Source organism: Candidatus Tisiphia endosymbiont of Temnostethus pusillus, assembly GCF_964264675.1.
Lineage (GTDB): Bacteria > Pseudomonadota > Alphaproteobacteria > Rickettsiales > Rickettsiaceae > Tisiphia.
The window spans coordinates 745,357-770,855 of record NZ_OZ183472.1; the positions used below are offsets into that span (position 1 = coordinate 745,357).

22 protein-coding genes are annotated in these 25,499 nt (G+C 31.5%); 10 read left to right on the forward strand and 12 right to left on the reverse strand.

Going from position 1 to position 25,499, the window contains the following annotated elements; all coding sequences use genetic code 11:
• Positions 1 to 27 precede the first annotated feature (27 nt).
• From ACFEL2_RS03645 to ACFEL2_RS03665, 5 genes are all read right to left on the reverse strand, one after another.
• Positions 28 to 957: an AEC family transporter gene (locus tag ACFEL2_RS03645; RefSeq protein WP_341747269.1), complete on the reverse strand. Its 930-nt coding sequence runs from the start codon at positions 955 to 957 to the stop codon at positions 28 to 30.
• 91 nt (positions 958 to 1,048) lie between these two features.
• Complete coding sequence (locus ACFEL2_RS03650; RefSeq protein ID WP_341752301.1) at positions 1,049 to 1,909, reverse strand: ribonuclease D; 861 nt, start codon at positions 1,907 to 1,909, stop codon at positions 1,049 to 1,051.
• Positions 1,910 to 2,898: 989 nt separating this feature from the next.
• A complete protein-coding gene (gene radA, locus ACFEL2_RS03655) occupies positions 2,899 to 4,236 on the reverse strand; it encodes a DNA repair protein RadA (protein WP_375332268.1) in 1,338 nt (445 codons plus the stop codon).
• A gap of 36 nt (positions 4,237 to 4,272) precedes the next feature.
• Positions 4,273 to 7,653, reverse strand: coding sequence for a transcription-repair coupling factor (mfd, locus tag ACFEL2_RS03660; RefSeq protein ID WP_375332269.1), 3,381 nt, complete (start codon positions 7,651 to 7,653; stop codon positions 4,273 to 4,275).
• 12 nt (positions 7,654 to 7,665) lie between these two features.
• The gene (locus ACFEL2_RS03665) at positions 7,666 to 7,962 is read right to left on the reverse strand and encodes a succinate dehydrogenase assembly factor 2 (RefSeq protein ID WP_341752115.1); all 297 of its coding nucleotides are present in this window, start codon (positions 7,960 to 7,962) and stop codon (positions 7,666 to 7,668) included.
• A 127-nt stretch (positions 7,963 to 8,089) separates the two neighbouring features.
• Between ACFEL2_RS03665 and ACFEL2_RS03670 the strand changes: the two genes are divergently transcribed.
• The 3 genes from ACFEL2_RS03670 to ACFEL2_RS03680 all read left to right on the forward strand — a co-directional run bounded on the left by ACFEL2_RS03670 (position 8,090) and on the right by ACFEL2_RS03680 (position 10,137).
• Positions 8,090 to 8,485: a rhodanese-like domain-containing protein gene (locus ACFEL2_RS03670; protein ID WP_342271453.1), complete on the forward strand. Its 396-nt coding sequence runs from the start codon at positions 8,090 to 8,092 to the stop codon at positions 8,483 to 8,485.
• A complete protein-coding gene (gene dnaA / locus ACFEL2_RS03675; protein ID WP_375332270.1) occupies positions 8,470 to 9,879 on the forward strand; it encodes a chromosomal replication initiator protein DnaA in 1,410 nt (469 codons plus the stop codon). The genes ACFEL2_RS03670 and dnaA overlap by 16 nt, the downstream gene beginning before the upstream one ends.
• 105 nt (positions 9,880 to 9,984) lie before the next feature.
• Positions 9,985 to 10,137: a hypothetical protein gene (locus tag ACFEL2_RS03680; protein WP_375332271.1), complete on the forward strand. Its 153-nt coding sequence runs from the start codon at positions 9,985 to 9,987 to the stop codon at positions 10,135 to 10,137.
• 34 nt (positions 10,138 to 10,171) lie between these two features.
• On the opposite strand, the gene ACFEL2_RS03685 is transcribed toward ACFEL2_RS03680, so the two are convergent.
• On the reverse strand, positions 10,172 to 10,348 hold the full coding sequence (locus tag ACFEL2_RS03685) for a transposase (RefSeq protein ID WP_375332374.1): 177 nt from the start codon (positions 10,346 to 10,348) through the stop codon (positions 10,172 to 10,174).
• 533 nt (positions 10,349 to 10,881) lie between these two features.
• Between ACFEL2_RS03685 and miaA the strand changes: the two genes are divergently transcribed.
• The 4 genes from miaA (at position 10,882) to tnpB (ending at position 14,953) form a co-directional block, all read left to right on the forward strand.
• Positions 10,882 to 11,796 (forward strand): tRNA (adenosine(37)-N6)-dimethylallyltransferase MiaA, encoded by a 915-nt coding sequence (gene miaA, locus ACFEL2_RS03690; RefSeq protein WP_341752113.1) that lies wholly within the window; start codon positions 10,882 to 10,884, stop codon positions 11,794 to 11,796.
• A 319-nt stretch (positions 11,797 to 12,115) separates the two neighbouring features.
• On the forward strand, positions 12,116 to 14,158 hold the full coding sequence (locus ACFEL2_RS03695) for a class I SAM-dependent DNA methyltransferase (protein ID WP_375332272.1): 2,043 nt from the start codon (positions 12,116 to 12,118) through the stop codon (positions 14,156 to 14,158).
• A gap of 7 nt (positions 14,159 to 14,165) precedes the next feature.
• Complete coding sequence (locus ACFEL2_RS03700; RefSeq protein ID WP_375332375.1) at positions 14,166 to 14,480, forward strand: restriction endonuclease subunit S; 315 nt, start codon at positions 14,166 to 14,168, stop codon at positions 14,478 to 14,480.
• Between the two features lie 119 nt (positions 14,481 to 14,599).
• Complete coding sequence (gene tnpB, locus ACFEL2_RS03705) at positions 14,600 to 14,953, forward strand: IS66 family insertion sequence element accessory protein TnpB (RefSeq protein WP_341752109.1); 354 nt, start codon at positions 14,600 to 14,602, stop codon at positions 14,951 to 14,953.
• Here the strand turns inward: tnpB and ACFEL2_RS03710 are convergent.
• From ACFEL2_RS03710 to ACFEL2_RS03735, 6 genes are all read right to left on the reverse strand, one after another.
• Entirely contained in the window at positions 14,950 to 16,146 is a 1,197-nt protein-coding gene (locus tag ACFEL2_RS03710) for an IS66 family transposase (protein ID WP_375332273.1), read from the reverse strand. The genes tnpB and ACFEL2_RS03710 overlap by 4 nt on opposite strands.
• Positions 16,147 to 16,361: 215 nt before the next feature.
• Positions 16,362 to 16,610, reverse strand: coding sequence for a hypothetical protein (locus ACFEL2_RS03715; RefSeq protein ID WP_342259826.1), 249 nt, complete (start codon positions 16,608 to 16,610; stop codon positions 16,362 to 16,364).
• Between the two features lie 595 nt (positions 16,611 to 17,205).
• Positions 17,206 to 18,204 carry a DUF5710 domain-containing protein gene (locus ACFEL2_RS03720; RefSeq protein ID WP_341752106.1) on the reverse strand — a complete coding sequence of 333 codons (999 nt, stop codon included), beginning with the start codon at positions 18,202 to 18,204 and terminating at the stop codon, positions 17,206 to 17,208.
• Between the two features lie 97 nt (positions 18,205 to 18,301).
• A complete protein-coding gene (locus ACFEL2_RS03725) occupies positions 18,302 to 19,123 on the reverse strand; it encodes a DUF2608 domain-containing protein (protein WP_375332274.1) in 822 nt (273 codons plus the stop codon).
• Positions 19,120 to 19,830 carry a class II aldolase/adducin family protein gene (locus ACFEL2_RS03730; protein ID WP_375332275.1) on the reverse strand — a complete coding sequence of 237 codons (711 nt, stop codon included), beginning with the start codon at positions 19,828 to 19,830 and terminating at the stop codon, positions 19,120 to 19,122. Before ACFEL2_RS03730 ends, ACFEL2_RS03725 begins: the two co-directional genes overlap by 4 nt.
• Positions 19,831 to 19,846: 16 nt before the next feature.
• Positions 19,847 to 21,013, reverse strand: a complete 1,167-nt coding sequence (locus ACFEL2_RS03735; RefSeq protein ID WP_375332276.1) for a mechanosensitive ion channel family protein — start codon at positions 21,011 to 21,013, stop codon at positions 19,847 to 19,849.
• Positions 21,014 to 21,240: 227 nt separating this feature from the next.
• Here ACFEL2_RS03735 and lgt point away from each other — a divergent pair, with 227 nt between their 5' ends.
• From lgt to parC, 3 genes are all read left to right on the forward strand, one after another.
• Entirely contained in the window at positions 21,241 to 22,035 is a 795-nt protein-coding gene (gene lgt, locus ACFEL2_RS03740; RefSeq protein ID WP_375332277.1) for a prolipoprotein diacylglyceryl transferase, read from the forward strand.
• A complete protein-coding gene (locus tag ACFEL2_RS03745) occupies positions 22,014 to 23,093 on the forward strand; it encodes a class I SAM-dependent methyltransferase (RefSeq protein WP_341752101.1) in 1,080 nt (359 codons plus the stop codon). The genes lgt and ACFEL2_RS03745 overlap by 22 nt, the downstream gene beginning before the upstream one ends.
• A 139-nt stretch (positions 23,094 to 23,232) precedes the next feature.
• Positions 23,233 to 25,443 carry a DNA topoisomerase IV subunit A gene (gene parC / locus ACFEL2_RS03750; protein ID WP_375332376.1) on the forward strand — a complete coding sequence of 737 codons (2,211 nt, stop codon included), beginning with the start codon at positions 23,233 to 23,235 and terminating at the stop codon, positions 25,441 to 25,443.
• Positions 25,444 to 25,499: the final 56 nt, after the last annotated feature.

A 25,499-nucleotide genomic window follows, 5' to 3' on the forward strand; every position in this document is an offset into this window, starting at 1 on the left:
TTGCGTTAATCAGGTTAGCTATAATAATTAATTCAAATCACTTAAAAATATAGTTACCATAACTGGTATATATACTACACCAAAAAGCAGGGAAAGAAATACTGTGGTAGCAACTTTTTCTGGATAGAATTTTTGTAAACTGGCTATGACAATTACGTTTGCTGCCATAGGAGCGGTTGAAAGAAGCCTTAAAGCATTGTAATAATTCTCATCATACCATCCTAAAACAAACTTATCCAAAAGAATAAATATGTTAACCCCTAGTGGATAGAATAAAAATTTTGCCATGAAAGTAGCTAAAGTAAACTTTATGTCTATTTCAAACTTTTGCAAAGCTGAAAGAGCTAAACCAACCATAACCATACCAAGTATAGAAAATGCCCCCCGCATGTTATATATAAAATCATCTAGGAAATCAGGTAAAGTAAAACCAGCAAAACTAAATAAACAACCAAGTAAAAACCCGTTTAAAATTGGTAACTTTACAACCTTCAAGATACTTTCACTACTATTAGCAAAGCTCCTAGCACAAATATAAAAGCCTACTGATGATTCGAAAATATTTATTCCTATAACTGCCATCATGTAGATGCTTAAAACATAATCATCAAAGAGAGTAGCGGCTATTGGCAGCATAAAATAACCACCATTAGCGGTACCTGCAGATAATGCTATAATGTTTCGTGTATGATCAAGCCAATATCGCCCAAAAAAATAGTAGGAAAATATTGATAACGAAGTGGCAATGAAAAAAACAACTACAGTAACGCTTAATGCTGATAAAGTCAAAGTAGTACTGGCGGGAATAGCAAAAAAAACAATAGGAGATATAAAATAGAATAACAAAGAAGCTATACTATCTCTCTCAACTTTAGAATATCTTCCTGCTAAAAAACCAATTACTACACTCAGTAATACAGAAATGGTTTTAAAAAAAACTATAGTAAAAATTGCCATGCTCTAAAAGCCAAAAGATATCAGATGCTGTTTTACTTAACCTTTTAGAAAATAGCAAATTTATTCCACAATTAACATAAATAAAGTACCTTTATTCACCTAATTCTTGTATAGCAAGACACAGATCTGCTAATTGAGTTCTATATTTTTGTTTACTAAGATAGCGACTATTTAATTTAAGATTTTCAAAATCTTTATTACTGGTAGGTAAATATTGACAAATCTGTACTAATTCCTCATCAGAAATAAAATGTCTCCTTGGTAAATCTATTGTACTGGCTTGTTCCTCCCGATAAGCTGCCATAATTTTCATTTTATGAATAAAAGACTCTGAATGATTATTGAATCTAACTTTTTGCCAAGCTTTTTGTACATTAATAATATAATTTTCAATATTAAGCAAAGATTTTATTTGCTTGTCATATTCGTTTTGTAAGTTATTATCTTGAATTATTTGTTGCAATACCTTGTAAATCGGCTCTAAATATTCAACATCTTTAATAGCATAATTTAACATATTAGCATTAATTGGACGCTTTAACCAATCAGACCGTTGGTAAGTTTTATCAATGTGAACTAAGCAAATTTTGCTACATATATCCGAATAACTCAAATATTTACCAAAATCACAAATACCAGCTGCAATTTGTATGTCAAAAACATTTTTTGGCAGTTTCTTAAATAAACGATAAAATATCTCAAAATCCTCTCTAGGGGCGTGAACTATTTTAAGAATTTTATCGTTCAGAAATATTTCGTTAATAGGAGAAAGATCCAAATTGCTTAAAGTGTCAATTATCACTTTATAACTACTGGCCATAATTTGAATTATGCTAAGCTGAGCAAAATAGGTATTTTTACGCAAGAACTCAGTATCAACACTTATAGTCTTACAATCCAATAACTGTCGACAGAATTCATTTAATGCTTTCTGATTATCAATAATAAGTATTTTTGAAGTATTAGTAATTAAATTGCTCCTATTATAATAAACTTGGTATTTTTCTATACGCGAATTTGGGATAAGAATTTGTCAATTCTTATATACTCTTCTGTTTTGAAGAATTGTTTTTTGAAAATATCATGGATTCACATGTGTAACTATACTATATGTATGCTACGCCTTCTCACCATCCATTTTCAAATCCAATTCGTAGGATCATTTGAGTATCCTAAATTCGGTGAAATTATATATTGCTTTGTCGACCTACGGTCTCCTCGCTAATAGACGTTTTATAGACGTATATGTCTATTAGCGAGCGAACGTATGTGAGCGTGGCAATCCATTTTGCTAAAAACATGATTTTAATCTTTTAAAATCATGTTTTTAGCTTTAGAAAGGTTTAAAATGTATTCGCGTTAACCGCTTTAAGAATGCATTTTTCCTTATATTAAAGCCAATTTTGGATAAGAATTAACTAATTCTTATCCAAAATGGGGGTTCTATGCTTTTTTGTGGTTAAAAGTAGCGTAACACTTTTACGCTACTTTGTCAAAGATGGAATCCTTAATTTATAAAACTCATCTTAAAATAAGTGTTTCATAAGTGCTACAATTCAAAAAACAATTAAGACATTTCAAGAAACAGATAATCGGAACTATTAAACCGATGTCTCCCATCGAACTAAGGTAAAATAGTCAAATAAGATTCTAATAATACTATTAACGCGAATACGGGATAACAAGTTATCCCAAATTCGGCTGTATATATAGAAACAATCAGGTTTGAAGCGGCTGCCCACCTGATTGTTAAAATATCATTTGCGTTCAATAGATGATTTTAATTATTAAAATCATCTATTGAACGGTAAAAAAGTTAAAATGTACTCACAGAACCGCTTCAAGAGTACATTTTTCTTTATATCATAGCTAATTCAGGATAAGAATTATAATTCTTATCCTGAATTAGGGTTATTAGAATTTCATAAGTGTGAATTTTAACTATATCAACTCTTTCAATTCTTTTATATTACTAATTGGGCAAATTAGGTTATTACTTAACTTTTCAAGTTTGGAGCAAATTAATTTATTGAATCCTAATTTCGTTGCTTCTTTTATTCTCATTTCTGCTGCATTGACTTTTCTTATTTCACCAGATAAACCAATTTCTCCAAAAAAAACACTATGTTCTAGCACAGCTTTATTATTTGCTGCAGAAATTAAAGCAGCTGCAACAGCTAAGTCTGAAGCTGGTTCTGAAATTTTAAGCCCACCAGCAACAGTTAAATATACTTCCTTAGAAGTTAAGTTAAGACCAAACCGTACATTAAGTACAGCTATTATCATTGATAATCTATTTAAATCCCATCCTACAACCGAACGTCTTGGCATTGGCATATTGGAAGGGGCAATTAATGCCTGAATCTCAATTAATAACGGTCTAGATCCTTCAATTCCAGCAAATACTGTTGTTCCGCTAACATTTTTATCCCTTTTCATCAGAAATAGCTCGGAAGGACTAGAGACTTCCATAAGACCACTAGTAGTCATCTCAAAAACACCGATTTCTCCTATTCCACCAAATCTATTTTTAATAGAACGCAAAATACGAAAATGACTATTAGGATCACCTTCAAAATATAGCACGGTATCAACAAGATGTTCGAGTAACTTAGGACCAGCTAATTGTCCATCTTTTGTCACATGACAGCTAAGTAAAATAATAATATTATTTTGCTTAGCATAGCTAACCAACTCATTAGCACAGGCCCGAATCTGCGAAATAGTGCCAGGTGGTGATGATAGTGTGCGAGTTACCATTGTCTGAATTGAATCGATAACTACCAAATCAATATTGTTCTTATCAGCATCAATAGTTGAGATAATATCTTCGATATTAGTGGCAGCTAAGATAGATGCTGTTTTATTGCTAAGTCCTAATCTTAAAGCTCTGAGTTTTATTTGGTCAATGGATTCCTCACCAGTTATATATAAGCAATTCATTCTAATTTTATCACAAAAAGAACTTGCCACTAAGTGTAATAATAAAGTTGATTTACCAATTCCAGGATCACCACCAATTAAAATTGCCGAAGAGGAAACCAACCCGCCACCCAACACTCTATTTAATTCATTTATAGGAGTAGGAGTACGTAATGATTCCACAACAACACCATCAAGCTTTTGTATTTGTTGTTTATTGCCTAACCTAACTTGTACTTGACTAATTACCTCTTCCTCAATCGCCCCCCATAAGCCACAATCAAAACATTGTCCCGCCCATTTTGATGTACTATTACCACAATTTGTACATATGTATTGCTTTTTAATTTTACTCACTTTCCTAATTTTAATTCCTTTTCGCCCTATATGATATTATGCAACCAATAATTGCTCCAATAGACTATTCGCTTCCTCTATAATATCTTTTCCTACCAATGTTTTGGTAAATACTAACTTAGTATCCGGTTTTATTTTGGTTTGCTGAGGATACTTTATAACAAAATTTCTAATCTTATCAGCTATATCTGATTCTTTATAAAATTTCAAAACAAATCCTCGATCACCAGAGTCTAAATTTTCAATATTAAGCTTACTGCATTTATGCTTTATTTTTACTATATTAAGTAGATTATTAAATTCTGATGGGATAGGACCGAAACGATCAACCATTTCGTCCTTAAAATTTTCAATATCTACATCATCAATTAAATTTCCAACTCTTCTGTACAAACTTAGTTTAAGAGCAGAATCTGCAATATAATTGTCAGAAATGAAAACAGGTAATCCCAAATTAATTATTGGCACAAAAGCTTTTGGCTGCTCAATAACTTCATCCTTAAGAATTGCTATTTGTTCATCTAACATCTCCTGATAAAGCTCCACTCCTACTTCTTTAATCTGTCCAGACTGCTCTTCTCCTACCAAGTTACCAAAACCACGTAAATCCATATCATGGCTGGCAATGGTAAAACCAGAACCAAGAGTACAGCTACTCTGCATTATTTCTAGACGTTTTATTGAATGTGCGGTCATTTTCTTATAATTAGCTAAGGTTAAATAGGCATAACCTCTGACTTTACTTCGTCCTATCCTACCTCTGAGCTGATATAACTGACTCAAACCAAGCATATCAGATTTATGAATAATCATTGTATTAGCTTCGGCAATATCTATACCTGACTCAATTATTGTGGTAGAAACGAGTATGTCAAACTTACCATCACAAAATTCACTCATAATCTCATCTACTTTGGCAGCTGGCATTTGGCCATGAGCAACTTTGTACTTTAGTTCAGGTACAACCTCCTGTAAGTATTTCTCTATATCCGGAATGTCCTTAATTCTAGGCACTACATAGAAACTTCTACCACCACGGAAACGTTCTCTAAGTAAAGCATCTCTAATAATCACCGGATCAAACGGCATAACTGTTGTCCGAACTTCTAGCCTATCAATCGGTGGTGTGGCAATGATACTAAGGTCTTTCAGCCCTACCATAGACATCTGCATTGTACGAGGAATTGGTGTTGCCGAAAGAGATAGAACATGCATTGTAGTTCTTAGTTTCTTTAAATGTTCCTTTTGAGCAACACCAAAATGTTGTTCTTCATCAATTATTAATAATCTGAGGTTACTAAATTCTATATTCTTACTCAGCAAGGCATGTGTACCAATTATTATATTAGCTGTACCCTCTTTGATTTGTTCTTTAACAATTTTAGCCTCACTATTGGTAACTAGGCTAGATAATTGTACTATATTCAGCCCTAAATCCTTAAATCTTTTACGAAATCTTAAATAATGCTGCTTACCTAGAATAGTAGTTGGTACGACAATGGCTACTTGAGGGGAGACGTCACAGTTTGATTTAGCTACCATAAAAGTTGCCCTTATTGCCACTTCAGTTTTTCCAAAACCAACATCACCACAAATTAATCTATCCATTAAAATACCTGAGTCAAAATCTTTTCTAATATCATTTATGGCATTTAATTGATCTTCAGTTTCGGTATATTTAAATCTCTGACAGAATTTGTCATATTCTTCATGATCAAACTCTATTGGATTAGTTACAGTTAATTTCCTCTTAGCGGCTATTGCTAATAATTGCTCGGCAATTTCTGTAATACGATTCTTGAGCTTAGCCTTACTTCTTTGCCAGCTACTGCTACCTAACTTGGCTAGCTGTGCTTCACTGCTACCATATTTCTTAATTAGCTCTATATTCTCAACAGGAATATATAATTTATCATTATTCTCATATAAAATTTTTAGGAAATCATGAGCTTTGCCTTTAACATCTAGTGTCTCAACATTAAGAAATTGACCAATACCATGATCCTTATGAACAACTAACTCTCCTTCACCTAAATTATCTAATTCCATTAGAATATTTTTAAGCTTACGTTTAGCACCTTGCTGGCGAACGTTTACCGCACTTTTTCCTAAAATATCGTGAGCTGCAATAAACAAATATTTATCACTATAAAATCCTTGACTAAGTTGGACATATGCAAGATTTATCACACCAATTTTTGCCTGTTGTAGATTGTCTATCTCTATATATTCTCGTGAGTAGCTATTTATCAAGCTCTTCAGTCTTTCCAAATTACTTTTAGACTGACAAAAAATAATTGGTATTTTAGTATTATTGTTCTCTATAATCTCAAATAGCTTATCAAAAACTGTCTTATCCTCAATAAAACTAGTTGCAATAATTTTTTCTAATGAATATGCATAAGATGAATCTTCAGGACTAATTAAAATATTCTTATCCTGTTCTAGTAAAGTTTGTATTTCTTGACTGGTAAAGTAAATCTGCTCAGGAGGCAATGCAGGATAGAATGTGTTTAATTTTATTTTGTTAGACTCAATCCGCGACCTGTAAAGATCTGTATAATTATTCTCCTGCTCAATAATTGATTGTAACGACAAATTATCATAAATAATAATAGGGTCATCTAAATAATTAATTAAGCTACTGAAAGAATTATAGAATAAAGGAGATAAATGTTCATATCCTTGAAATTTTTTTCCTTCAATTACTGATTCATATAAAGGGCTATTCACGTAATTAACACCAAAAGCTTTTAGATAATTATCTCTAAAATTCTTTATTGTTTCTAGATTTAATATTACCTCACTGGCAGAATTAATTATTAACTCTGTACAGCTATTAGTAGAAATTTGACTATCAATATCAAATTCTCGTATTGACTCTATGTGATCCCAGCTAAAATTAATACGATAGCCCTTATACCCTGGCAAAATTATATCTACTATCTCTCCTCTTACTGAAAATTCACCACTATCAATGCTACTACTACTCCTTGTAAAACCATTATGTACTAGGAATTCGGCGAGCTTGCCCGCTGAAAAATTCATTTTATTATGTAATTTCAGAAAAGACTTAACTAAGAATTCCGAAGGTGGTAATTTGCTCAGTAAATTCACCGCATTAGTAACTACCAATTTTTTTTCATTATTAGTTGCTAAATAACTTAGTGCATTAGCTCTTTCTGATAAAATGTTAGACTGGGGCGAAATGCAATCATATGGTATAGTATCAAAACTAGGAAAATATAATATATTACTAGTCTTAATGCTTTGTGCAAAAAATAATAATTGTTTATGGCTATTAATTGCATCATCTTCACTGGCAAAAATAAGTAAAATATTCTTAGTTGGTTTATTTGAGAAATACTCATTAGCAAAAAAACTTTTTGCACTGAGTGGTAGAGGTTGTTGTATCATTGTTTATTAAGCTTATAGGCGGTTAATATCAAAATTAAGTATTTGTAACATCACTTTTGAATTTAAGTGAACAGGAGGAGTTGTTTTATTGGTAATCCAATCATAAATATCTATATCATTTTGATTAAGTATTAAAGCAAAATCTGTTAAACTATCTATATCCATATTAGCAAGAAATTGTTCAGCAAATTTACCTAATATTAACCCGGTTTCTTTGCAACCCCGATTTTTGCTTTGGTATAGTAATTTTTTAGCTAGGAATGATTTTTTTAAATAGTCCATATTGATAATCTTATAAAAAAATATCATAATATGATTCAGATAGTTTGACAATTACCAAATATAAAATATAAAATGTAAACTGTATATTAAGTAGTATATACTCAATTAGTCTAAATCTTGTTCTTATTCAATAAATTTTAATATATTCAAAAAAATGCAGATGCCTATAAGTATCAAAAATATATCTTCCTTAGAAGCTTATAAGTTGCTAGAAATGGATGAGTGTACCATTGTTGTTGATATTAGAACTACTGAAGAATGGCAGAAAATAGGTATTCCAAAGCTTGATAAAGATCAAGTACTGTTTCTGAGCTGGCGTTTATTACCTGATATGTCATTAAATTGTGAATTTAACAATCAGTTCATGTCGAAAGTCAGTAATAAAAATAATGTATTATTCCTTTGTCGTTCAGGTGCCCGATCTCATGAAGCGGCCTTGTGTGCTGGTGGTTTAGGTTATACAAAATGCTACAACATCGTTGATGGTTTTGAAGGAGGAGGTAATGGAGCTGGTTGGAAACAAAATAATTTACCATGGCAAGTTCTGTGAATACTAACCAAAATCAATTGACTGTAGAAAAGGAAGTAGCTCATTATAGAGATATTTGGCAGCATGTGTGTTCTGATCTTAATAAACATTACGGTGAGTCTTTGTATAAAAGTTGGTTCAGTAAGATTAACTTTCTAGAAGCTTCTACTACTACTGTTATACTTTCTACACCAACAAATTTTATCCGAGATTGGATAAAATCAAAATATGCACGTGATATATTGCAATCTTGGCAGTCTTATGACAAAGATATTAAATCAATTGAGATAGTTACTAAAGAATTACTAGAACAAAATCCAAATATACCTGAATATTTAGCAAAAATTCCATCAATAAAAGAAGGAATGGATATCAATTCCGAAGGCATTTTTTCAGCATTAGACTTACGATTTACTTTTGAAAATTTTGTAGTTGGTGGACCAAATGAGTTAGCATATGCAGCCTCTAGAGCAGTTGCTGAATCAGAAAGTGCCGTAGCTGAATCTAACCCCTTATTTTTGTATGGGGGTGTTGGTCTTGGTAAGACACACTTAATGCATGCTATTGCTTGGTATATAAGACATAATAACCCGACTCGCAAAGTAATTTACATGTCGGCAGAAAAGTTTATGTATCAATTCATCAAAGCACTTCGTAATAAAGATGTTATGTCATTTAAAGAAGAATTTCGTTCAGTTGACGTGCTAATGATCGATGATATTCAATTTATATCTGGTAAAGATAGTACACAAGAAGAGTTTTTTCATACTTTCAATGCTTTGATTGATAATAATCGTCAAATGGTTATATCATGTGACCGTTCACCGTCAGATTTAGATAATATTGAAGAGCGGATTAAGTCTAGGCTTGGTTGGGGCTTGGTTGCAGATGTTCACAGCACTACTTATGAACTAAGATTGGGGATATTAGAATCTAAGCTTGAACAGATGAATATTCACATACCTAAAAATGTTGTAGAATTCTTAGCATCAAAAATAACGTCAAATGTCAGAGAATTAGAGGGGGCTCTTAATAAAGTTATTGCTCATTCAACTTTAGTTGGTAGGGAGATAACTTTAGAAAATACCCAAAATATTTTACGTGACTTACTACGTTCCAATGAAAGAATTATAACGATTGAAGATATTCAAAGAAAAGTAGCTGATCGTTATAATATTAAATTTTCTGATATGTCTTCTCCTAGACGTATTCGCTCAATAGCTAGACCAAGGCAAGTAGCTATGTATTTAAGTAAAACATTAACCCCAAAAAGCCTTACTGATATCGGCAAGAAATTTGGTAAGAAAGATCATACTACAATAATGCATGCTATCAAAAAAGTAGAAGAATTATGTGAAATTGATACAGAATTTCGTGAGGAACTTAGTCTGTTAATGAAAATACTGCAAAACTAGATTACTATGAACTTAAAGAAAAGCACGTTTCCCATAATAGAAGTCTTATCCAGAATTGGCTTTAATATTTCGAGGTATTATGCTATTATAACCTCAGCCTCCGTAATGGAAGTCAATAAGAAAATAATAACTTACCATAAATTTTCATTGCAAGAAGAATTATTTTTGACAATAGAGTGCATAAAAGCTAGTAATTTACGCATAACAGCAACAAGAGCAACTTTTGCTGGTTTATGTTTAGCAATTAAGTGGTCATAAAAATTACGTAAACGCTTATTACATCGTAATGCAGCTACTCAGCCATATAAAGAACTCTTCGAAGATTACCTCTCCCTGCAAAAATACTTCTTCTACCTTTATAACTACCGCTTTCTCTAGCAAAAGGAGCAAAACCTACTAAAGATGTTAACTGCCTAAAAGTAATATTGCCAAGCTCTAGTGCTTCACATATTACTTTTAGAACCTGAATGGCGAAATCTTAATAAGTGGTAAACAATTAAACAAAACTTCTCGTCAACTTCTATCTTTGATAGTGTCTCGTATACAATTTTATAACAAATGCTAGAGAAATAGAATATTTTTTTGAATATTAATATATATACTCGGTGAACTTCAAGAATTGGTGTTCCTGCGACCAAAGATCGAAGCTGCTCCGTTACTCATGTACACCTAACAGCTCGACTTTGCTACTGCCTAGCTCTTCGTTTACCAACTCTTCATTTACAAGCAGTATATATAACATGTGTTTATCAGACATCTGAGTTAGAGAACAAAAAATATACAAAAAGGGCAAAAAAACTATACGGCAAACTTTGCTGTTTTGGTATAATGTATGAATAAAAAATATTATGTTTTACGAATATTGGTTGAATATGTAAGAGTTTCGTCTGAAAATGAAAGATAGAATACAGATTTGCAATATAATGCTTTGATAAAAGCTTGAGTTAATCAACGTAATATATATAGATCAAGCTAACTTACGCAAAAAAAATTATTGACTCGATGTTAGTTATATGTGGACCTACCGCTAGTGGCAAGTCTTATTTGGCACATTATTTAGCTAAAATATATAATGGTGAGATAGTTAATTGTGATTCTATGCAGATATATAGGCAGATTCCCATTATTACTGCCTCGCCATCACAAATATACCGTAATGAGATTCCTTATCATCTTTATAATTTTTTATCTATAGAACAAGAATTTTCAGTAATACAATATGTAAATCATGCTCTTGAGAAAATTACAGACATTCGTAGTAGAGGCAAGTTACCAATAATTGTTGGTGGTACTGGGTTATATATTAATTCATTACTTTTTGGTTATAATGAAATACCAACAATATCTCCTGAAATTAGACAATATGTTAGAGAGCTACACTCTAAAATTGGTTCGACCCAGTTTTTTTATAAACTAAAAGAGCTAGATAACCTGGCTGTTCAGAAGTTAAATGAACACGACACTCAAAGGGTTATAAGAGCCTATGAAGTATTTATGGAAACCGGGCAATCTATATTTGCTTTCCAAAGCTTACAAAATAAATCTATTCTTCCAGCATTTGATTTTAAGGTAATTTTTCTACATCCAAAGAGGGAATTTCTTTATCAAACATGTAATACTAGGTTAGAAAAATTATTTAATGAAGGAGCAATTGAAGAAGTAGCTCAAATTAAAAAAGATTTTCCTGATATATATTCTTCTGCAATAAAAACCATTGGTCTACGGGAAATATTATGCTATTTAAATAATGAAATTACTTTGCAAAATGCCATAAATCTAGCACAAATTAAGACTAGGCAATATGCAAAAAGGCAAATTACTTGGTTCAAAAACCAAATAAAGGACAAGGTAACTCTAGAATATTCTAATAATCAGCAATTTGAAGAGTTGATTATTGATTTGTCGATGATTTTATAAAAAATTTATCAAATAATTTGCATATATCTATTAGTGTAGTTGATTTTTGTGATATATTGTCATGCGGGAAGGATGAGTTTTATAGTTAATCCGTTATATGTTCTAGATCAGGAATCTATTCGAGTTAGCTATAACGAATCTATAGGGTATTGTGGTTCAATAACTTCTTTCGAAACTCTATTTCTGCTGGTGATTTGTACATGATACCGACACTCTACTCCTTACGTACATTCAAGTATGCTACGGTTCAAGGTGAAGTGTCTCCTTCAAACCCTTGCACATAAGTGAGTTTCGAAAGAAGTCTAATTTATTGGCTTTTATGTTAAATGAACGTATAACTGAAAATATTGTTAGGAATCTATTACGAGAGAAAGGTTATTATAATGATGATAACCTTATAATAGAAGAGCAATCATCAATAAATCCCAAAATAGATAAATTACTAAAAAATTCTTCAAAAAGTGGTAATGGTGCAGGACGTCCTGAATTTATTATATCTTTTAAAAATAATCCGGATAATTTAATTGTCATAGAATGCAAGGCAAGCATATCACAACATGAAAGTAAAAATAGAAACCTATATAAAGATTATGCTGTAGATGGTGTTTTATTATATGCTTGTTATTTAAAAGATGCTTTTAATATAATCGCTATTGCAGTTAGTGGACAAAATGAAATAGAGAAAAAAATCACAACTTTTTTGTGGCTAAAACAACATTATACCTATAAAGGTATGCCCGACAAGATTCTTCTAAAATCCATAGAAATTGGAAATATTATCAAACAGCAATCTAAGCCATTTGCAGAAGAAGAGCTTATTAAGAAAGCAATAGAATATAATTCATTTTTGCATAATTATTCTATACCAGAAGTCGAAAGATGTACGTTAATAAGTGCAATTTTAATTGCATTGCAACATGCTCCCTTTTTGAATAGCTACAAATATTACACATCCAACAAAGAGCTAACTGCAGCCCTATTATCTGCTTGTGAAAGTGTTTTGAAGCAAAATGATTTAGATTCTGAGAAAAGACAAATTATAATTTTAGAATACTCAAAATTTAGAAACAATAATGATTTTAGTTCTGATATAATTTACAATAAAAAGACAAAGAAAGATGAGAAAAACACTCTTTTGAGGGATTTTATTTTATCTATCAATCAAGATATTTTACCCCATATTGATGAAAGTCAATTTGATATTTTAGGAAAATTTTATACCCAATTTATAAGATATGCTGGAAGTGACAAAAAAACTGGTCTTGTATTAACCCCCTGCCATATTACAGATTTCTTTTGTGATATCGCAGAATTAAGCACTGATGATATTGTTTTTGATCCTTGTTGTGGAACAGCTGGTTTTTTAGTAGCTGCAATGAATTACATGCTTAAAAAAGCAGGAAATAATACAGATAAACATAAAAAGATAAAATCAAGCCAATTAATTGGCATCGAGAAAAGAGCTGATATGTTTTCTCATGCTTGCTCTAACATGATGATGAGAGGAGATGGTAAAAGTCATATTTTGTATGGCAGTTGCTTTGATGAGAAGAACAAAGAAATAATAAAAGAGCAAAAGCCAACAAAGGGCTTTTTAAATCCACCTTACCAAGATGGAAATGCTGATGAACAATTAGAGTTCATAGAGAATACTTTAGAATGTTTGACTAAAGGTGGCATTTGTATTGCTATTTGTCAAATGTCCACGGTTGTTTCTGACGCTAGTAAAGTAATTGAAGTTAAAAAAAGATTGCTAGAGAAGCATAGTTTAGAGGCAGTTTTTTCTATGCCAAACGATTTATTCCATCCAATCAATGTCAATAGCTGTATATTAATTCTTAAGGCACACTATACACATCTTAAAAATAAAAAAACATTCTTTGGCTATTTTAAAAATGATGGATTCGTAAAACAAAAAAATAGCGGTAGAATTGACAAGAATGATTGCTGGAAGAATATAAAAGATTTTTGGTTAGAAAAATACATTAATAAAGAGAGCGTTGCTGGTATAAGTATAATAAATAATGTTACCTCAGAACAAGAATGGTGTGCCGAAGCATATATGGAAACAGATTACACCAGACTAACAGAAAATGATTTTATTAAAACTATTAAAGATTATGTTGGATTTTTATTTCTGAATAACTATATACAACTTGCAACAAATAGTGTATTCTCTAATCAAGATATTAGTTTAGAAACTATAAATTGGCAATATTTCTACATTTCAGATATATTTGAAATTTTAGAAAAAGCTAAATGCAGTAATGCTTCAGTATTGTTAACTAGTGGAGAGGATGTTTTTTACATAGGAGCTAAAAAGACCAATAACGGTGTTATGGAAAAAGTTGTAACAGATTGATAATCTAATCTCCAAAGGCAATAGTATAGTATTTATAGGCGATGGACAGGGTTCGATTGGATACACAAATTACCAACCATTTGATTTTATTGGTTCTACAACATTAACCTTAGGTTATCATCAGAAATTAAATAAGTATAATGCCATGTTTTTAGTAACTGTGCTTGATTTGGAAAGATACAGATATTCCTTTGGTAGAAAATATGGAAAAAATATTGTTAGTAGTGCAAGGATTAAATTACCAACAACACGACAGGGAACACTAGATTGGGAATTTATGGAAAACTATGTAAAATCACTACCCTATAGTGGTTCTCTATAAAGTACCGATCCTGTAGCTACTCCCAAACAAAATCACTATACTTGTCACATTATTAAACCAAATGGTACCAAGCTTATTATCCAAACACTAGAGCCAAAAACTATAATTCAGACATTTTTATGCTGCAACTAACCCCGGCGTCAGTTATTTTTGTTGCCACTATTGCCATCGATTTTCGCAAGGGTATCGATGGCTTAATCGCTGTTTGTAGACAAAAACTTTCTTCCGACCCTCTTAATGGTTCCTTGTTTTTATTCTATAATAAAAACAGAACTGCCATTAAAATTTTGTCCTTTGACGGTCAAGGCTTTTGGCTATGCTCTAAACGCCTATCCAAAGGTAAATTTACCGCAAAACTTTTCCCATCTGATAATTCATCTTATCAAATTTGTTATAGAACCTTACACATTCTTATTCATAATGGCGATCCTAGTTCTGCCAAATTCTCTAATGATTGGCTTCCTGTCGTTTAAGCTGCTGTCTCGATTAATTCCGTATTATTCATATATCTTGCATAGGCAAAAGGCGTATAATCCTCAGGATGCTTCTTTGCTTTGTTACTATTCTCTTGTAGCCAATTTAAATATTTAAAGGCATTGATCTCGTTCTCACTACAAGTCTTTACTATACTATACAGACCACTATGTATCTTAGCACTATTGATTGTTTTAAAGAATAATGAATTCTTCCTTTGTAAAATAATGGTACGCAGTGATCTCTCAGCCCAATTATTATCAAGATTGCTAACTGGGATTTTTAAAAATTGGGTCAAACCTTCTTTATTATTTATCCAATATTTCATAGCTTGTCCAAGCCTACTATTAGGCTCAACTTTCTTGTCGTTAAATAATTCGTCTATTTTGTTATATATGTTTTCTATATATTTACTGCTATGTTCCTGATGATACCCAAGTTTCTCTTCAGGACTCATCTCTTTACATTGATGTTCATTGTGGTAAATCCCACGTGTTTGTTTGAGAAAATATCCGCATTCTTCAGGGTAATATAGTTCATTCTCTGTAAATTTTCTCTGACCATGTGACAAACAATTGATCATCACTATTATTGCCAGTAATTCTTTATCTGCTTCTGATAATACCGGGTTATTATTGTTACTTGCGTCAGTCATTAATTGGATAGAATCTGTTCTATTCTTACGATTCTTTAGTACGTTACCTATATTTTCTCCACCATGCCTATTACCGGTAAAATATAAAACTATCACCTCATTATTTGCAGTCTTAGCACATATTGTAGTAGTATAACAGCTGCGTCCTTTCTTATTTTGAGTACGTAATTTTTTATTGGCTATAGTAATTTCTAAAATCCTAGCTCTAGTATCATCAAGGTTCAGTGAACTACATTCGGCAGCCATTTCCAATAATACCCCGTAAATTTCAGCTCCACCACCTTCTTGCCAAACATCTAAATATTGTTGCCATAGCGAGCTGTATGCTATAGGAACCCCGCTTAAACTCTGTAGCCTAGATAAACGGTAGAAAGGAGTACCATAGGTCTTTTGTAACACTATTGCACTTCTGCTACTATTTGTCCATTTGTTGATATTTTTATTGTTCATAACTGTATAATCGCAAGCATTACAACGTAGCGTTTTCTTTACATATCTGTTGACTGTAATTGGAGCATTACCTGTAAATTGTAGCAATTTTCTAGCTTCACTATTATAGTGTTTGCCATTATAGCAGTGAGGACAGCTATCACCACTACAAAAATTCTCAGGAGTTAAATAGCTGGTATTCGCATCCTTATAATCATCAAACCCATATTTACCTTGCCAATTACTACGATCTATCTTTTTGGGCTTATCGCACTCTCCTTCATTACCACCATTCCCGTTATCAGATTCACCTGGCGGTTCTTTTAATGAATCTGAACTATCTTTTTTTTGTTATCTGCCTTAAAACCAATCAGCATTTCCTTAAGCTTATTTATACTGATATTTGATGATGCTAGCTTGTCTATTAGCTCGTTACAAAACTTCACAAGCTCTACTATCGTTTGCTGTTCATCTCCCGTTAATGAACTTTCCTTGACATGCTGTATTAGTTCTTCTCGTTCTTCAGCACTTAAGGTCGCTACTTTTGGTTTTTTCATTTGATTAATTATCATTATTATTAATATTTCAAATATTATAATATGATTGCTACTTTTTCAACTAGTTTTTTATTAATCTGTTTTTTATTAATCGGTGATATTTGCATAGTAGAAATCCAAATTTATACAATAAATTCATACTAGCAAAAAAATTTAATAGAGTTATGCAGTTTTGCTGCAAGTATATTATTGAATGGAGTGTCATATTTTAACAATCAGGTGTAAAATTGCTTCAAACCTGATTGTTTCTATATATAACACTGAATTCGATGTAACTTGTTACATCGAGTTCAGGTTTATATACGTTGCGTGTGCTTGTCCCTCATTTTCAAATCCAATTCTCCAAATCATTTGCATGTACTAACCGGGTTTACCAAAACCTTATAAATTCTTGAGCTAGGGTCTGTGAACAAAATTTAAATTTTTCTATATTTTGAGTATAATATATAGTATAGTTTTTCTAAAAATTCACTAATTTTTGCTATTTATATACGTATTATTAAAATATATTCTTAGCTATTAGTTACTAGAAGTGTACTTTTTTAATAAAGTCAGACAGATTCCTAGGATAAGTCATATTGACAACAAAAACCAATTTCTATACTTTTAATCAAGTGTCAACAACTCTCTTTAGATAAGAATTATCTCGGATATAAATTTTATATCTTGTTTCTAAAACATCTGAGTTAAACAACCATTTTTTTAATGATCTTTCTTCCCACTTATCAAAAGATTCTGCAACAATTTTTTGAGCTTTTTCAATAGACCAACCATTTAATACCATAAGTCTAGCCATTGCCATATCATCATTACCATCAACCCTAGCTTTACCAAAATGATGAACTTGGTGACAATATGGACATAGAGACTGCAATCCTTGGAAACAAACCATACTGTATTCTTTAGAATAATCATCGTCATATGACCATATTTCATCACATTCTACCGGCCATTTTTTACCCTTGCAACCGCATATAATACAACGATAACCTGACTCTTCATAAGTTAATTTTCTCAAATAATCCCATTCTTCTTTTGGCAATAATGAACGTAAATTTAAATACCAAAGAGGCTCAGGAACTAATCTTGGCAGAATAATTGGAGTTGCATTTTTCTGATACATTCGAGGTAACCACTTTTCAATTAGTTTCGTATCTTTATCAAATGACCAGAACCAAGATTTTGTTCTAGGATCCCAAACACTTCCAAATTGTTTTACATTATTTCTATCTGAATATGGAACACACAAAGGGATCATTAAACTATTAGTGATGGAATTGAACTGGAAATCTTTTATCTCCTTTTTAACTAATTCCAAGCATTCTGTGACTTTGTTTTTATATAAATGTTCCTGTATTTTATCTTCATCAATCTTTTCCATTGAATTTTTTGGTGAAAAAGTGTTGTTCCAAGCAACATTTTGGTTATTTTGTCTTTCTCGAGAAAATTTAAGAATTTCATCAGCATTTAAAGTACGCGTCCTAATAGTAAGATCACTAATATGTAAGTTTTTATTACCTTTTGGCAAGAATTTAATAATCCTTTTGTAATTTACGATAACAAAGTAAAAGAAAATAAAAATTACTGCAATTATTATCAAATTAATCATAAAAATATACTCTTCTCCTTTGAAAAATTGATGCCACAAAACTTCGGTGATTCGCGTGCAAAACAATGATTTACGATTTTGTCTCTTTTACTTTTTATCATTCAGTTTTATCTTTATTTATTATTTGTAACAAAACAGAGGCTTGTTTATCGCTTAACCAAATAGATTGAGTTTTAACCAAATCTTGCTGCAAAGCGGAGAGAGCTTTTATAGATTTTTGCTCTTCTAACTTATCGTAGCTATATTCTATTAGAACTATACTATCAACCTGATTTTTAAGATATCTTTCAACAGAATCCAAATTTTGAGACATATCGTCTATCATCACTATCTTGCTATAATTAGCTCGTTGTTGATCGAGATATGCTTTAAGCACTAATCCTTTTTCATAACCTCTAGCAAAAATAACTCCTTCAATGACTTTTGGTTGAGGTCGGTTTTGTTCATCAATTTTTATTAAACCTTGATACCTTCCATCAAAAATTAATCCTTTATCTTTCAACACATCAACACGATCTTGCTCCTGATCGAAATATGGATTATTTGGTCCCATTGATGTTAAAGCAATAATATCAGCACCATTAAATTTTAAAAACCAAAAATGCTTTACTAATACTGGTTCAATTAACTTATACTCCATCTGAGCAATAATGAGTCCATATATATTCTTTTTCTGAACTAAACCATGTGATTTTTCAATGTCATCAAGAAATTTATGACGCATTTCCCGATTATCATGGCTTAAATAAGAGTCTTTAGCGGCAAGAATAACCCCATCAATATCAAATACAACTAGTGTATCTTTACCTCTAATTTTCTTAGTTAAGTCATCGAAAGAGTGCAACTTTATTCTCTCAATGCTTGATAGTGCTTCCATTGCTATACACTGCAAAATTACTATTACTAAAAATTTCTTCATTGCTTGCCGCAAACCGTCTTAAGTAAGTTAAGCCAAGCAATCCAGTCACGTTTACCTAAATCTTCTTCAAATGATAATAAATCTTGCACCGATTTTCTACAAGTTTCTTGAGATGGTATGATTAACTCCTGATTTGTGGAACATGCTAAACATTGGGTTTTACATGCTTGCTCTAAATGATAAGTATAAAACATAGCTTCATGTATTGTCCTACCACATACTAATATTCCGTGATTACGTAGAAACATAACATAATTTTGCCCGAGATCATCAAGCATTTTATTACTGTGATTAGACGTAAGTATAAGAGAGTTATATTCATGATAAGATAGTCTTTCATAAAAATGCAGTGCCCACTGACTTATTGGCATTAATCCTACTCGCATAGATGATACAGCAACAGTTGCAGGAGTATGCAAATGAAAGATAGATGAAATATCCTCTCTTGTTTTATAGATATTACCATGAGTGACATAACCGGTTTCATTGTAACTATATTCGCTACCCTCTAAAACTGTTCCATCCAAACTAACTTGCAGTAAATTATCGCTAGTTACTTCCTCAAACCTTAAGCCAAAAGGATAAATATAGTAAAAATCAGCTCCTTTAGGCCTTGCCGATAGATGAGTATATGTATGATCGTCTAAGCCTAAAATTGCAAGAATTTGGTAGGCAGAAGCTAAATTAAGTTTGGTCTCTAAAGTCATTATTATATCATTTTAGTTAATTACTATTTTGAAATATTTTTAATTTGAATTCAGGTAGCACTGCAAACAAATGATCAAAAATATCTGATTGAATATCTTCATATATACCCTTCCTTATTTCATGAGTAAAGACATATAACTCTATTGGTAAACCATTAGGAGTTGCAGGCAGCTGACGTACTAGAAATGTAAAATCTTGTTGACATATCATCGGGTGATTTCTCAAATATTCTTTTACATACAGTCTAAATATTTTGATATTTGTTACATAGTCACCTAGCTGTTCCAAACTCACTTTATCCATTGCTTCTTTTGTTAAATATGGTGATTTTTTCAATTCTTGTATAAAAGATACAGTTGACACCAATGCAATAGTATTTATGTCAATACAGATTGGTCCCTGAATTTTTTTTGCCATTGAGTCAGTTATACCACGCGAGTTCACTACATTAGTTGTTAAAAGACTAGAAGTGGGTATTGTCGAAATAGTTTGATCACTATTCCTAATTTTAACGGATGTAATAGTAATTTTCTCTACAGTACCTTCAACATTATACTGGCTAATACTAACAAAATCGCCAATTCGTATTATATCCTGCGAAATTAGCTGTAAGCTTGATAGCAAAGCCACAACAGTGTCCTTAAACAGAAAGGTTAACAACGCTGCTGCTGCTCCTAAGCTAGTAAAAAATGCACTAAGGGAAACATTTAGAATACTGGAAATAATTATAATGGTAGCAATAGAAATAATAAATATTTTCAATATTTGAGTGTATAAACTTAAATAGGATTGGATAGAAATTGTTAGTCTATTTCGATAAATATCTGCAAAAGTATCGATAAGAGATAAGATTAGCATTGTAACGAAACCGCCTGTATAGAGGATTATCGCGATATTCTTGATGCTAATTATCCAAGGTAAAGTAGGAAATGACTGTAAGATATTGCCCCAAAATATAATATATAAAGCTAGTAATGTATGTAATAAATAGGTGTATATAGAATATTTTTTAAATATTATTTCATAATCATGATGCCATTGATCAATATATTTTTTGATCATTGAAAAGATTATTGTTTTAATAAAAATAATCAATGGAATGATCGAAGCTATCATAGTTATTAACATTAAAATCTCTTTATCATATTTACGATAAATATCCAATAAATATTGTACTGTCATATAAGCCAACCTTTTTGTTAAAGATAGATAACATTAATTTGGTATAAGAATAATTATTTTTCTACCTAATTCTTGTAGTATACAATAATTATAATGTACACTAAGCATTATAATGAATATTTTATAAAAAAGATTATATTTGACTAAAAATAATATCTATTTAAGTGGTAGTTAATATTTTTCTCCGATTGCTTGCAATCGATGAAGCTTGCGTATATAATGACCGTATGACCTTTCCAAATATCAATCCTGTTATTTTCTCTATTGGACCATTTAGCGTTTATTGGTACTCTATGGCTTACGTTTTTGGCGTAATATTTGGGTGGTTTTATGCTTATAAAATTATAAAAAGATTCGATGTTAGTGTTACCACGGAAGCCTTCGAAAATTTTATTACTTGGGTTGTTTTAGGCATTGTAATAGGTGCTAGATTAGGTCAGGTAGTACTATATGATCCGATTAAATATTTTTCTAATCCTATTAGCATTTTAAAGACCTATGAGGGTGGTATGTCCTTTCATGGCGGCATTATTGGTATAGCTGTATCTTGCTATTTTTTCTGCCACAAATATAAAATTAAATTCTTTTGCCTAGGTGATATATTAGCTACAGTTGGTCCTATCGGTTTATTTTTAGGTAGAATAGCCAATTTTATTAATGGCGAATTATATGGCAGAGTGACTACAATGCCTTGGGGAATGATCTTTCCAAATAGTGACTTACAAATAAGACATCCTAGCCAACTCTATGAGGCATTTTTTGAAGGAATTATATTATTTTTAATTCTAGCTTATGCTACTTTTAGATATAAAAGCATAAAAATCTATGGTTTGAATTCTGCTATATTTCTAATATTCTATTCGGTGTTTCGAATTATTATAGAAATGTTTCGTGAACCAGAAGATTGTTATACAAGTCTTATTTTTAATAATGTAACTGTAGGGCAAATTTTATCATTACCGATGCTAATAGTAGGAATCTATTTAATAATACAAATTAGATGCCAATCGACTCCAAAATAAGAAAACTTATTGAACAGAATGGTAGTATTAAGCTTGATGAAATGATGCTTCAAGTAATGTCGGTAAATTCTTCTTCTTACTACCAAAAACAAGACAAGTTAGGTTATCTAGGAGATTTTACCACAGCTCCAGAAATCTCTCAGCTTTTTGGTGAAATGATAGCTTTATGGGCTATTGACCAATGGTATAAAATGGATTGCCCTCAAAAAACTAATTTAGTTGAGCTAGGTCCTGGGCAGGGAGTATTAATGCGGGATTTGCTCAATGTTGCTAAATTAGTTCCAAAATTTTACCAATCTCTCTCAATAGAATTAATTGATATTAATCCCCATTTCATCAAGAAACAACAAACAAACCTAAAGATGGCGGGTTTACCTATCAAACACCATACAGCAGTACAATATATCTCTAAAATTCCTTCTATTATAATAGCTAACGAATTTTTTGACGCTATGCCAATCAAGCAATATATTAAAGCTAAAGAACTTTGGTATGAATCAACACTTATTATTGACCCAGCTGATGGTAAAATTAAATTCGATAAAATAGAAGTTAGTAAGGAATTGCAACGTTATCTGCTGCAAGAACACTCAAACGCACGTGATGGGGCAGTGATAGAAGAATCACCTAAATCATTAGAAATTATAAAATTTATCAGCCAGCATATCATGAAATTTGGTGGGGCAAGCTTGGTTATCGATTATGGTTATGATATAGATCCAATAAAAAGGACGCGTAACCAATATAATCCTACCTTACAAGCAATAAAAAATCATAAATATTATCCTCTGCTTGAAACTTTAGGGGAAGCAGATTTATCGGCTCATGTTGACTTTTATGCCTTAAAAACAGTAAGCATCAATATAGGAGTAAATGTTTATGGTTCAATAACACAGCGTGACTTTTTGATTAATAATGGTATATTATTGCGAAGTCAAATCTTGCAAAATACATTATCCACTATAGAAGCAAATATAATAGCAAAACAACTTGACAGACTAATCGCTCCCAATAAAATGGGACTATTGTTTAAAGTATTATGCCTTGTACAGGAGTAAGGTATAATTCCTATAATAACCTCAAGTATTGAAGAAAAAGTATAATTTCTATTATTTAATATCATTTTGCTATTAGTGCTAGCATATATTTAGGATATTATACTGAACACGGAATAAATATAAGAAAAAGTTTTGTATGATAGATGATGCTAAAATAGAAAATATAGACTTTGGTAATGCATTATCAGAGCGTTACCTCTCTTATGCTCTATCAACAATTATGTCAAGATCCTTGCCAGACGTTCGTGATGGATTAAAACCAGTGCATCGCAGATTATTGTATGGCATGCTCCAACTAAAGTTAGAACCGACCTCTGCCCATAAGAAATGTGCAAGAGTTGTCGGTGATGTAATGGGTAAATATCACCCACATAGTGACGTTGCACTGTATGATACATTAGTACGTCTTGCACAAAATTTTTCTCTCAGATATCCACTAATTGATGGACAAGGAAATTTTGGTTCTATTGATGGCGATAACGCTGCAGCTATGCGTTATACGGAATCAAGAATGACAGAAATTTGTACCTTATTAATGTCAGATATAGATCAAGATACTGTAGATTTTCGTGCTACCTATGATGATTCCGATACCGAACCAGTCATTATGCCTGCTATGTTTCCTAATTTACTGGCTAATGGTTCAGAAGGTATAGCAGTTGGAATGGCAACCAGTATACCACCACATAATTTACATGAATTATGTGATGCACTAATATATTTAATTGACCATCCTCAATCAAATGTTAACGATATTTTGCAATTTGTCAAAGGTCCTGACTTTCCAACCGGTGGAATAATTATTGATAGAATAGATTCAATCCGCCTAGCCTATAGCGTAGGGCGTGGTAGCTTTAGAGTAAGAGCAAGATGGGCAAAGGAAGACCTAAGTTATGGTTTATATCAGATAGTAATTACTGAAATACCTTATCAAGTACAAAAATCTAAACTTATCGAACAAATAGCTGTACTGTTAAAAGACAAAAAAATTCCTTTAATAAGCAATATTAGAGATGAATCTACAGAAGATATAAGATTAATTATTGAACCTAGAGATCGTAATTGTGCTCCTAATGTTATTATGGAGTCATTGTTCAAATTAACAGTTCTAGAGAATAGAATTCAACTTAATATGAATGTTATAGGTTCAAATAATATTCCTAAAGTAGCTAATATACTGGAAATATTGCAGGAGTTTTTATTACACCGACAAAATATTATTACTCGCAGATCTAAATTTCTTATTGGCAAAATTGAACATAGGTTGGAAGTTCTCAAAGGTCTAAGAATAGCTTACTTAAATTTGGATGAAATAATTAAAATTATTCGTGAAGAAGATGAACCTAAACAAGTAATGATAGCTAAGTTTGCTTTAACTGATGTGCAAGTTGAAGCAATTCTTAATACAAGATTGCGATCTTTAAGAAAATTGGAAGAACAAGAAATTATTAACGAGCATAATCTACTCGAAAAAGAACATGCGAATTTACAGAAAATTCTACAAGACCCGAGTGAATTAAAAAAGATAGTTAAGAAAGAAGTTAAAATGGTGCAAACAAAGTTTGGTTTTAGCACTAAATTGGGGTTACGCCGAACTAGTTTTGAAGAAGCTAATATTGTTGCTCAGATTGTTGATATTTCAGCTTTTATAACCAAAGAACCTATCACCATAATTTGTTCCAAAATGGGGTGGATTCGCTCTTTAAAAGGTCATAATAACGATTTATCAACTGTTAAATATAAGGAAGGAGACGCAGAAAATTTTATTCTAGAAGGCTATACTACTGACAAAATTCTTATATTAAGTGCAGCGGGGCGTTTTTTCACTATCCTAGCCGATAATATATTTAAAGGCAAAGGCAATGGAGAATCTATAAAATTGATGATAGATATAGGTAATGAAGAAATAGTAAGCATGTTGGTCTATAAGACTACCCAAAAACTTTTATTGGCAAGTAGTATTGGCAAAGGCTTTATCATTGATTCAGATGAGGTAGTAGCACAAACTAAACTCGGTAAGCAAATTATGCAAATTCCTGCAAATCATTCCTGTATTGCTTGTGTGCCTGTAGAAGGTGATTGTATAGCTTGTATAGGTGAGAACCGGAAATTACTAGTATTTAAACTAGACGAAATACCAATAATGAAACGAGGACAAGGGGTAATTCTACAAAAGTTCAAAAATGCTAAACTTATGGATGTCAAGATATTTGATAGTAGTTTAGGACTAAGCTGGAAAGTAGGAGAAAAGATTAGGGTAGAGAAAGATATTTTACCATTTCTTGGACGACGAGGTTCGGTTGGTAAAATCCCTCCTAGTGGATTCCCTAGAAATAATAAATTTTCTTAAGATGAAAATATATGAATAATTCCTCTAATTATATTAATAATTCTTTTGCTAAGATA